Source organism: Streptomyces sp. MH60, assembly GCF_002939385.1.
GTDB lineage: Bacteria > Actinomycetota > Actinomycetes > Streptomycetales > Streptomycetaceae > Streptomyces.
Genome location: NZ_MULI01000133.1, coordinates 1 through 10,713, shown reverse-complemented (window position 1 = coordinate 10,713; position 10,713 = coordinate 1). Strand labels below are relative to the sequence as shown.

Sequence of the window (10,713 nt, the reverse complement as noted above, 5' to 3'; positions counted from 1 at the left end):
GAGGCGGCCGCGGACAGCGCGGCGTGCGCGGCCCGCCGCTCCGGCGCCGGGGCCTCGGCGTACAGCGCGGCCGAGATCAGCGGATGCGCGAACCGTACGGTCGGCCCCTCCGGGTCGGGCGCCAGCAGTCCGAGCGCCGCCGCCTGCGCGGTCTCCGCCTCGGCGTTCTCCCGGCCGGCCGCGTGCAGCAGCGCCGGGGTGGGGCGGGCGCCGGCGCTGGCCACCAGGAGGGTGCGGCGCGCCTCGTCCGACAGCATCTCCAGGCGGGACAGGACCAGGGCGCGCAGCGAGGTCGGCACCGGCAGCGGCTCGCCCGGGCGCGGTGCCGCGGGGCTCTCGGCCAGGGCCCGGCCCAGCTCCAGGGCGAACAGCGGATTGCCGCCGCTGGTGCGGTGGATGTCGCGGACCGTGGAACGGTGCAGGCCCGAGTAGCCGCGTCCGTCAAGCAGCGTCGACACCTGGGCGCGGGTCAGCGGCCCCAGACGCACCGCGCGGGTGTCCGGCGGAACGGCGCGCAGATGGCGGTCGTACTCCGCGTCCTGGGTCTCGGGTCCCTCGGTGCGCACCGCGCACAGCAGCCGCACCGGGGTGTCGCCCAGGCGGCGGGCGGCGAAGCCGAGGAGTTCCGTGCTGGCCGGATCCAGCCACTGGAGGTCGTCGGCGACGACGAGGACGGGCCCCGCGACGGCGAGGGCCCGCAGCGCGGACAGCACGGCCAGGCGCAGCGCGAGGCCGTCGCGCTGGAGGGTGGACTCGCCGCGGCCGGTCAGCGCGGACTCCAGCGCGGTGCGCTGGGCGGCGGGCAGCACGGGGGAGACCTCGTCGAGGACCAGGCCCAGGAGGTCGGCGAGGGCGAGGAAGGGGAGATGCGATTCGGACTCGGTGGCCGAGCAGCGCAACACGGTGTGCGCGGTACCGGCATATTCCGCGGCCAGGGTGCGCAGGACCGTCGACTTTCCAATTCCGGCGGGCCCGTGCAGCAACACACTGCCGCCCCGGGTGAGCTGCTCACGCGCCGCGCCGAACGACTCCTCCCGCCCGATGACCAGGTCGGAGCGGCTGCCGGCAGCGTCCGCGAAGTCCCGTGGCACGGTGACCGCTCCCCTCCGTGTGTCGTGTCCGGGCCAATATTAGGCATCGGCGCATTGCGTTACGGAGGGACGGCGAGGTGACCCCAATAACAAACACCGGGGTACCGAAAACAAACACGCCGCGATAAGTCCGGACCGGGCCGCGTGCTACGGCAGCCACCCCGTTCGGCGGGCGGACGCGACGGCCTCCGTGCGGGTGCGGGCGCCGAGCTTGCGCATGGCCGAGCGCAGGTAGCTCTTGACGGTCTCCGCGCCCACCCCGAGCCGCTCGGCCGCCTCCGCGTTCGTCGCGCCCGCGGCCACGCAGGCCAGCACGTCCACCTCGCGCGGCGCCGGCCGGGGCCCCGGGGCGGGACCGTTCCCCGCCACCAGCAGGCCGCACGCGCGCAGCAGCTCGTCCCGCAGCGCCGGGTCCGTGATCCTCGGCGCCAGCGCCCGCAGCGCCGCGTGCGCCTCCCGTACCTGCTCCCAGGCCGCGCCGCCCGCCGGACCGGGCGCGGGCGCGGCCGCCGCCAGCAGCTCGCCCGCCTCCTCCCGCAGCACCATCGCCTGCTCCGCGTCCCGTGCCGCCGCCACGGCCGCACCCAGCGTGCGGTCGCCCAGCGGCTGGGCCGTGCGCAGCGCGCCGTACAGCACACCGCGCACCCGGCGCCGTACGACCACCGGCACCGCGAGGACCGAGCGCAGGCCCTCGGCGGCGACGGGCAGGTCGTACTCGTGGCTGATCTGCCGGGAGACGGAGTAGTCCGTCACCGCGCACGGCAGCGACAGCGCCACCGCCCGGCCGCCCAGGCCGTTGCCGGCGGTCACCGCCAGCGCGCTGAGCGCCGTCGTGGCCGTGCCGCTCAGCTCACTGATGCGCACCTGGCGCCGCCCGGACTCCACCAGACCGCCGAAGGCGACGGGCAGCCCGGTCGTGCGCCGCAGCCGCACCAGCGCGCTGCGGATCTGAGCCGCGTCCGCCGCGTCCACCACCACCGGTTCCGACCTCCCTCGCGACCGCCGTCCTGGGACGCACACCCCCGTTCGGGGGTAGTGAGACCCACATCACGGATTAGACGATGGCACAGAGCCGCCCGGCAAGGTCCGGCACCGAGGAGGACAGATGACGACGGCCACGGAGCTGTTCCGCACCGCACGGGACTTCCTGCTGGAACACCGCGAGGACTACACCGCCGCCTACGAGGGGTTCCGGTGGCCCCGCCCCCGGAACTTCAACTGGGCGCTGGACTGGTTCGACGTCATCGCCGACGGGAACGACCGCACCGCCCTGCACATCGTCGAGGAGGACGGCCGCGAGGTCCGGGTCTCCTTCGCCGAGATGTCCGCCCGCTCCGACCGCGTCGCGAACCGCCTGCGCGAGTGGGGCGTCGGCCCGGAGGACCGCATCCTCGTGATGCTCGGCAACCAGGCCGAGCTGTGGGAGACCGCGCTGGCCGCGATGAAGCTGCGCGCCGTCGTCATCCCCGCCACCACCCTGCTCGGCCCCGCCGACCTGCGCGACCGCGTCGACCGCGGCCGGGTGAAGCACGTGATCGTGCGGGCCGAGGACACCGGCAAGTTCGACGACGTGCCCGGCGACTACACGCGCGTCGCGGTCGGCGGCGGCGCGGCGACGGCGCCCGGCTGGCGGCCCTACGAGGACGTGTACACGGCCTCCGGCGCCTTCACCCCGGACGGCCCCACCGCCGCCGACGACCCGCTGATGCTGTACTTCACCTCCGGCACCACCGCCCGCCCCAAGCTGGTCGAGCACACCCACGTGTCCTACCCCGTGGGGCACCTGGCGACCATGTACTGGATCGGGCTGACACCCGGCGACGTGCACCTGAACATCTCCTCACCCGGCTGGGCCAAGCACGCCTGGTCGAACCTGTTCGCGCCGTGGAACGCCGAGGCGACCGTCTTCCTGTACAACTACACCCGGTTCGACGCGAGCCGGCTGATGGCCGAGATGGACCGGGCCGGCGTCACCACCTTCTGCGCCCCGCCCACCGTGTGGCGCATGCTCATCCAGGCCGACCTGGCGCAGCTCGCCACCCCGCCCCGCGAGGTCGTCGCCGCCGGTGAGCCCCTCAACCCCGAGGTGATCGAGCAGGTCCGCCGCGTGTGGGGGAGGACCATCCGGGACGGCTTCGGGCAGACCGAGACCGCCGTCCAGGTCTCCAACAGCCCGGGCCAGGTGCTCAAGACCGGCTCGATGGGCCGCCCCAGCCCCGGCTACCGCGTCGAGCTGCTCGACCCGGTGACCGGCGCGCCCGGCGCCGACGAGGGCGAGATCGCCCTGGACCTGTCCGAACACCCCGTCGGCCTGATGACCGGCTACCACGGCGACCCGGACCGCACGGCCGAGGCGATGGCGGGCGGCTACTACCGCACCGGCGACATCGGCGCGCGCGACGAGGACGGCTACCTCACCTACGTGGGCCGGGCCGACGACGTGTTCAAGGCCTCCGACTACAAGATCAGCCCCTTCGAGCTGGAGAGCGCCCTGCTGGAGCACGAGGCGGTCGCCGAGGCCGCGGTCGTGCCGGCCCCGGACGAACTGCGCCTGGCGGTGCCGAAGGCGTACATCGTGCTGGCGGCGGGCTGGGAGCCGGGACCGGACACCGCGAAGGTGCTCTTCGAGCACTCCCGCCAGACCCTCGCCCCCTACAAGCGGGTGCGCCGCCTGGAGTTCGGGGAACTGCCCAAGACCGTCTCCGGCAAGATCCGCCGCATCGAGCTGCGCGAGGCCACGGCGGCCGGTTCCGCGAACGAGTACCGCGAGGAGGACTTCAGGTGACCCACCTCTCCTACGCCCACGGCACCGGCACCACCCCGCTGCTGGGCGACACCATCGGCGCCGACCTCGCCCGCGCGATCGCCGCCCACCCGGACCGCGAGGCCCTGGTGGACGTCCCGTCCGGACGGCGCTGGACCTACGCCGGGTTCGGTGCCGCCGTCGACGAGGTGGCGCGGGGACTGCTCGCGAAGGGCGTCACCAAGGGCGACCGGGTCGGCATCTGGGCGGTCAACTGCCCCGAGTGGGTCCTCGTCCAGTACGCCACCGCCCGCATCGGCGTCATCATGGTGAACGTCAACCCGGCCTACCGGGCCCATGAGCTGGAGTTCGTGCTCCGGCAGTCCGGCATCACCCTGCTGGTCGCCTCGCTCGCCCACAAGAGCAGCGACTACCGGGCGATCGTGGAGCAGGTCCGCGGCCGGTGCCCCGCACTGCGCGAGACCGTCTACATCGGCGACCCGTCCTGGGACGCGCTCACCGCGTCCGCCGCCTCGGTGCCGCAGGAGCGGGTCGACGCGCTCGCCGCCGAGCTGAGCTGCGACGACCCGGTCAACATCCAGTACACCTCCGGCACCACCGGCTTCCCCAAGGGCGCCACCCTCTCCCACCACAACATCCTCAACAACGGCTACTGGGTGGGCCGCACGGTCGGCTACACGGAGCAGGACCGGGTCTGTCTGCCGGTCCCCTTCTACCACTGCTTCGGCATGGTCATGGGGAACCTCGGTGCCACCTCCCACGGCGCCTGCATCGTCATCCCCGCCCCGTCCTTCGAGCCGGCCGCCACGCTGGAGGCGGTGCAGCGGGAGCGGTGCACGTCCCTGTACGGCGTCCCGACGATGTTCATCGCGGAGCTGAACCTGCCGGACTTCGCCTCCTACGACCTCACCTCCCTGCGCACCGGCATCATGGCGGGCTCCCCCTGCCCGGTGGAGGTGATGAAACGGGTGGTCGCCGAGATGCACATGGAGCAGGTCTCCATCTGCTACGGCATGACCGAGACCTCCCCGGTCTCCCTGCAGACCCGCATGGACGACGACCTCGAACACCGCACCGGCACCGTCGGCCGCGTCCTGCCCCACATCGAGGTCAAGGTCGTCGACCCGGTCACCGGCGTGACCCTGCCGCGCGGCGAGGCGGGCGAACTGCGCACCCGCGGCTACAGCGTGATGCTCGGCTACTGGGAGGAGCCCGAGAAGACCGCCGAGGCCATCGACCAGGGCCGCTGGATGCACACCGGCGACCTCGCGGTGATGCGCGAGGACGGGTACGTGGAGATCGTCGGCCGCATCAAGGACATGATCATCCGGGGCGGCGAGAACATCTATCCCCGCGAGGTCGAGGAGTTCCTGTACGGCCACCCGAAGATCGCGGACGTCCAGGTGGTCGGCGTGCCGCACGAGCGCTACGGCGAGGAGGTGCTGGCCTGCGTCGTCCCGCGGGACGCGGCCGACCCGCTCACCCTGGAGGAACTGCGGGCCTACTGCGACGGGCAGTTGGCCCACTACAAGGTGCCCAGCCGCCTCCGACTCCTCGACTCCTTCCCGATGACCGTGTCCGGGAAGGTGCGCAAGGTGGAGTTGCGGGAGCGGTACGGCACGCGCGCCTGACGGGCCCTACTGGACCAGCTCCAGGTGCGGGTGGTCCGCGGACGCCGGGCAGACGTGAAGCTGAAGGCCGTAGCCGCCGGCGACGACGACGCGGGTGTAGTTGGCCGGCGGAACGCCCGGGGGAAGCGGGTCGCGTGCCTGGTCTCCCTCGGGGGCCCAGCTCCCGGTGCCGTGGTTCCACTCGGTCGAGGCGATGGTCAGCAGTGGTTCCATCGCGGTGCCGCAGGCGGAGCAGGTCCGGGACACGGGATCGGTCAGACCCCAGCGGGACCAGCCGCCGGCCTTCCAGCCGGGAGAGACGGACAACTGGTTCACGTAGAACTCCTGCGGCGCCACGGCGTAGGCGCCGTCCACCGCGTCCCCGGCCGCCTGCCACCTGCTCCAGTCCGCCAGCCGCTCCCGCAACTCCTTGTCCAGCTCCAGGAAGTGGGGATACTCGGTGACCTCCTCCGGCGCGAGCAGACACGGCTGGGGCACATAGTCGGACAGCTGGACCGCGGGCGGCTCGGGAGGCGCGGCGAGGACGTCGGTGACCGCGGCGGCGGACCGCCAGAACAGCGCGGTCCTGGGGTGCTCCGGGTGGTCGAAGGGGCACCACAGCACCTGGAGCAGATCGGCGTCGGACCCCCCGGGCCGGGCCAGGGCGGGAATGTCACGCCGGTACAACTGGGCCACGGGCACCATGGCGATCGGGCCCTCGGGCCACGGGTGCCCGGCATGGATCCGCGCGAGAACCGCCTTCTCCTCGGGTGTGTACTCGACCCCCCGCGGATTGCCGCGCGACCGGTTCACCGCGGCCGTCTGGATGCGCCGCTGCTCCCGCACGTCCCGCGGTGACGAGGGGTCGTTGACCTGGTCCCACTCGTGCGGTCCGGCGCAGTACGGCCACGGCTCGTCGGCGGGCCACAGGAGCGGCCCGCCGACCGAGCTGTCGTGCGGCGTGGGCGACCCGGCACGCGGATGCAGCCGCGTCGCCGTACGTGCCAGCGGGGCCAGTTGAGGGAAGAGCGCGGTGACGTCGAACGGCCGCGGTGGGGTGCTACGACTCATACTGGCTCCCGATGGCGTGATCAGAAGGGTGTTCAGTTCCCGAGGTTCAGTGTCCCGGTGTTGCCCTTGGTGTTGGTGATGTAGACCTCGGGAAACAGCGGCTGGGACGTTCCGTCCGCCCGCTGCACTGTAGCGGTCATGGTGACCCCCACCGGTATCGTGCTCGTGGCGTCCTGGTACTCGGGCGTCACCTGGTAGAAGAGCGCGTCGTTCGCCTGGAAGTTGGGGTCCTCCTTGACCAGCTTCTGAGCCGCCAGCTCGAAGGTCCGCATGCTGGGCGTGCCGGTGTTCATGCCGGACTGCCAGCAGGGCACGAGGTTGTCCTGTCCGCCGTCCACCACCTGGCCCTTGCCACCGAGGATGTTGGGGATCAGGTGGCACCGGGCGAGCCCGGTCTTCGGCGAGTAGGTGTCGCGGAACAGCTGCGCGTCCTGCCAGCCGGTGATGTCGCCGGACGCGTCGGAGCCCGTGTCGAGGTTCTTCCCCAGGCAGGCCTGCGCCATGGCCGCGCGGGTACCGGCTCCGTCCGGAGTGGTGGTCTTGTTCACGTGGTCGACGGCGGCGGTGGTGTTCCTGATCCACCCGTCGCCGGCACGCAGCGATCCGTCCGGCTGAGTCCGCAGGCAGGCTCCCTGCGGCTGGGCGGTCGCGCCGGTGATCTCCACCTTGAACTTCTCGGCTTCCACCACCCGCTGGTTCGCGAAGCCGTCCGAGAGCTGGGTCCGGGCGGCCTGGTCGTCGGCAGCGGGGACGTGGGCGCGCACACAGGACCGGCCGAGGTCGGTGTCGCCCAGTTGCTGGACGGCCCAGCCCCCGCCGGTGTCCTTGAGGACGATCTCGGCACACAGGGCGCCGTCGGTTCCGCCTTCGTGGGTGGCCGCGAAGGGGAACGTGCCGCAGCTGTCGTTCGCGACGACGTCCGGCATGGCCTGGAAGGGCTCCGACCCCCCGCAGGTGCGCGCGGTGCGGTCGGCGATGCCGCTCTTCGCCCGGGTCAGCGGCTTGTCCTGCCCCCAGCCGCCCGCGAGGTTCTGCTGGGCCCACCGGTACCCGACCGCCGCGGCGCCCGACGTGGCGTCGATGGTGACGACCGGCATGATGCTGGGCACCACGCAACCGGGTCCGGGCGTGCCGGCGGTGTCGCTGACGGCGTCGTCGCAGCGGATCCGCTCCGGATTGCTCCAGGAGGCGCTCGCGTCCGTGACCTGGGCGCCGGGCGCGGTCACGTACAGCTCGTACGACGTCGTGAACTCGACCTGGGTACCGGCGGCGGGGGTGGAGGAGTAGGCCACACGGCCGTTGCGGGAATCGCCCTTGACCAGGGTGCCGCCGTACCACGGCGCGTTCTTGGTGGCCTTGCAGCCGGCCGAGCACGCGGACCTGAACTTCGCGGTCAGGGAGGTGACGGCCCCGGTCGCGCCGGTCATGGTCACCGTCACGTGCTCCTCCCACGACGTGCCCTCGGCGGGCAGGAGGGCACTGGTCGTCACGCTCAGCGTGCCGGTGCCGATCTCCTTGCCGTTGCCGTCCTTGAGCACGTACAGCACGGTCAGGCCGTTTACGCAGTAGCCGAAGCGGTTGAACTTCCATGTGCCGGGGGCGGTGATCACGCAGCTGGCCGTGTCGTCGTCGGCGGCGGCGGCGTCGGCGGATGCCGCGGACGACGCGGCGGCGAGGGACTGCCGCCCGGCCGACTTCACCGGCGTGGCGCTCATGCTCACGCAGGCCTGGACGGCGCCTGCCCTGCGCTCGCGGGAGCCGGCGCGGGTGGGCTCGCAGCGCTCCCCGGGTGCCACCTCGGCGGGGCGGGTCTTGGTGGGGGCGGGAACGGCGGCCGAATCGGCCGGGTCGGTCCGGTCCGCCTGGTACCCGGGCCGCTCCTGGGTGTGCGTCGTCTCCTGCGCCGGCACCATGGCCGTCGTGGTGGCGCCGAGCGCCAGGACGGCCAGCAGGGAGAGCAGCACGCGCCGGGAGCGCGGTATTCGAGACGATGGTCTCATCGTAGGACTGTCCTTTCGGGTGTGACGTGCTGTCCGGTGGCGGCCGGTGCGCCCGGCCCGCCGCCGGTCAGAAGAAGTTGGACAGTCCGCCGGTGATCGAGGACACCAGCTCCTTGCCCTCCTCGGCGACCTTGTGCACCACCGGCGCCACCTTCCTGCCGGCCGAGACGACGAGCTTGCCCCGGCCGAAGGTGGCCAGGTTCAGCGCGGTGCCGCCGATGGACTTGACGAACTCACCGCTGGTGAAGCCGTGTTCGAGGCCGGTGAACAGTGCCCCCAGCGCACCGGCGCCCAGGGACACGTAACCGAAGAACGCCGCGCCCACGGCCAGCGGGGGGAAGACCAGGCTGGCCAGCCCGAGCCCGGCGGCGATGAACCCCGAGGCGATACTGACCGTGTTCGCCGCGTCGGCCCACCAGCTCGCGTCCGACCACCAGTCCTCCTTCCCGGACCCGGTGCCGTTCGGGTGGACGTCGTCGTTGCTCTCGTTGTCGGCCGGGTCGCGGCCCTCCTGCTGCTGCTGCTGCGCCCTCTCCTTGGCCTTGCGGGCGGCCTCGGCCTGTTCGGCGGCCCGCTTCTGGGCGACGATGGCGCGCGCCTGGCTGGACGCCGCGGCGGCGGCCTTGGCGTCCCGGCCGGCCTCCAGGGCCGACTGGCGGGCACTGGCGGCCGACGCCTGCGCGCTGTAGGAGGACTGGAGCGCCGAACGGGCGGAGTCGATCGCCTTGTTGGCGGAGTAGTTCGCCGAGCGGGAGGCGCCCCGCGCGGTCGCGGCGGCGGCCTTGGCCGTGCTCGCCGAGGCCTTGGCGTCGGCGGCGGACTTGTCGGCGGCGTCGGCGTTCTGCTTGGCCTGGTCGGCGTAGCTGTCCGCCTCCTTCGCCGACGCGATGGCCTGGTCGGCCCATTCCTTCGCCTTGTCGGCGGCGTTGCGGGCCTCCGCGGCGGCCTTCGACGCCAGTGCCGCGCTCTCCTGTGCCTTGTGGGCGATCTTGGCGGCGGCGGCGATCGACCCGCGGATCGCGGCGATGTGGGTGGCGGAGTCGTGGTCCAGCTGGGCCGCCGTGTACTGGACGACCTGGACGAAGTTCCGGCGCATCCAGGTGGGCCCCTCCAGGGCCACCTCGGCGTACGACTTGACGTACTCGCCCCCGTTGGCGAGGGCGGTGGAGGTCGCCACCGCGTCGTCCTCGCGCACCGCCTCCGGGTAGGTGCGGTCGAAGAACTCCGAGATCGCCTCGGGGGTGTTGGCGTCGAGGGCGTCGTTGGCCGCCTTGGTGACGGCCTTGCCGGGCTTGTTGTTGAGGATGCGGGCGATCTGCACCTTGCTGTCGTCCTGCGACGCCCGGATCATCCCGGAGGTCAGGAAGTCGCCCACCGCCGTCGAGCTTTCGCTCTCCAGTGCCGCCTGCGCCGCCTGCGCGATGGCGGGGCTGGACACCTCGGCGATGTGCAGGACGGTCTCCCGGTCGTCCTGGCTCTGGGCGAGGGCCCGGTCCAGGTCGATCCACGAGTACAGGTCGTCGTCGCTGCCGGCCAGCGCGTACTGGGCGGCCTGCCGCGTCCAGGCGCCCTTCGCCTCCAGCAGGCCCGTGGCGGCCTGGCGGCCCAGGGTGGCGGCGAGCGCCAGGTCCCCGGTCTCGAACAGGGCCTTCTCGGCGGACGCGATCAGCTCCTTGAGGGCCTGAGCGGTCTGCTCCTCCTGGGTGCGCTTGTCATCGAACTCGGCCTGCTCCTGCGCCTCGATCTCGGACAGCAGCCGGGCCTCGTCCATGCCCTGGAGCTTGTCCTGCTCCAGCCGGGCCAGTTCGGCCTCCCGCGCCGCCTTCTCCGTCGCCATGGCCTCGTCCACGGCCTCGGTGGCGTTGTTGGCCGCCTTGACGGCCTCGGCGGCGTGCGCGGTGGACTTGTTGGCGTAGTCGATGGCCTGCCCGGCGTACTTGACCGCCTCGTCGGCCGCGTCGGCGGCCTTCAACGCGTGCTCGGCCGCCGAGTAGGCGGCGTCACGGGCCTTGCGCGCCGCGGAGGCGGCCGTGTTGGCGAGCGCCTGCGCCGTGGAGGCGGCGTTGGTGGCGCGGTTGGCCGCGGTCGTGGCGATGGCGGCCTGGCGCTTGGCCTCGTTGGCCTCGGACTGGGCGGCGCCGGAGGCCGTGGCGGCCTGCGCGGCGGCGGTGGCGGCG

General features: G+C 72.9%; 6 protein-coding genes and 1 pseudogene. 2 read left to right on the top strand and 5 right to left on the bottom strand.

The window, feature by feature from the left end; all coding sequences use genetic code 11:
- A partial coding sequence (locus BZZ08_RS37285) for an AAA family ATPase (RefSeq protein ID WP_157953369.1) occupies nucleotides 1–1,091 on the bottom strand: 1,091 nt, incomplete at its 3' end.
- A gap of 147 nt (nucleotides 1,092–1,238) precedes the next feature.
- Nucleotides 1,239–2,069, bottom strand: a complete 831-nt coding sequence (locus BZZ08_RS37280; RefSeq protein WP_104636578.1) for a helix-turn-helix transcriptional regulator — start codon at nucleotides 2,067–2,069, stop codon at nucleotides 1,239–1,241.
- Between the two features lie 127 nt (nucleotides 2,070–2,196).
- Between BZZ08_RS37280 and ibuL the strand changes: the two genes are divergently transcribed.
- Together ibuL and lbuL are read left to right on the top strand one after the other, a co-directional pair.
- Complete coding sequence (ibuL, locus tag BZZ08_RS37275) at nucleotides 2,197–3,876, top strand: isobutyrate:CoA ligase IbuL (protein WP_104636577.1); 1,680 nt, start codon at nucleotides 2,197–2,199, stop codon at nucleotides 3,874–3,876.
- Nucleotides 3,873–5,486, top strand: a complete 1,614-nt coding sequence (gene lbuL, locus BZZ08_RS37270) for a linear/branched/unsaturated fatty acid:CoA ligase LbuL (protein ID WP_104636576.1) — start codon at nucleotides 3,873–3,875, stop codon at nucleotides 5,484–5,486. The genes ibuL and lbuL overlap by 4 nt, the downstream gene beginning before the upstream one ends.
- Nucleotides 5,487–5,492: 6 nt before the next feature.
- Here the strand turns inward: lbuL and BZZ08_RS37265 are convergent, their stop codons facing one another.
- The 3 genes and pseudogenes from BZZ08_RS37265 to BZZ08_RS37245 form a co-directional block, all read right to left on the bottom strand.
- Nucleotides 5,493–6,536, bottom strand: coding sequence for a hypothetical protein (locus BZZ08_RS37265; RefSeq protein ID WP_104636575.1), 1,044 nt, complete (start codon nucleotides 6,534–6,536; stop codon nucleotides 5,493–5,495).
- A 32-nt stretch (nucleotides 6,537–6,568) separates the two neighbouring features.
- The gene (locus BZZ08_RS39145) at nucleotides 6,569–8,536 is read right to left on the bottom strand and encodes a DNA/RNA non-specific endonuclease (RefSeq protein WP_241965660.1); all 1,968 of its coding nucleotides are present in this window, start codon (nucleotides 8,534–8,536) and stop codon (nucleotides 6,569–6,571) included.
- A 67-nt stretch (nucleotides 8,537–8,603) separates the two neighbouring features.
- Nucleotides 8,604–10,713, bottom strand: a pseudogene (locus BZZ08_RS37245) (hypothetical protein); the annotation flags it as partial.

Coding starts and splice junctions, on each gene's coding strand:
- BZZ08_RS37265 (WP_104636575.1), bottom strand. CDS start 6,536: ATGAGTCGTAGCACCCCACCGCGGCCGTTCGACGTCACCGCGCTCTTC.
- ibuL (WP_104636577.1), top strand. CDS start 2,197: ATGACGACGGCCACGGAGCTGTTCCGCACCGCACGGGACTTCCTGCTG.
- BZZ08_RS39145 (WP_241965660.1), bottom strand. CDS start 8,536: ATGAGACCATCGTCTCGAATACCGCGCTCCCGGCGCGTGCTGCTCTCC.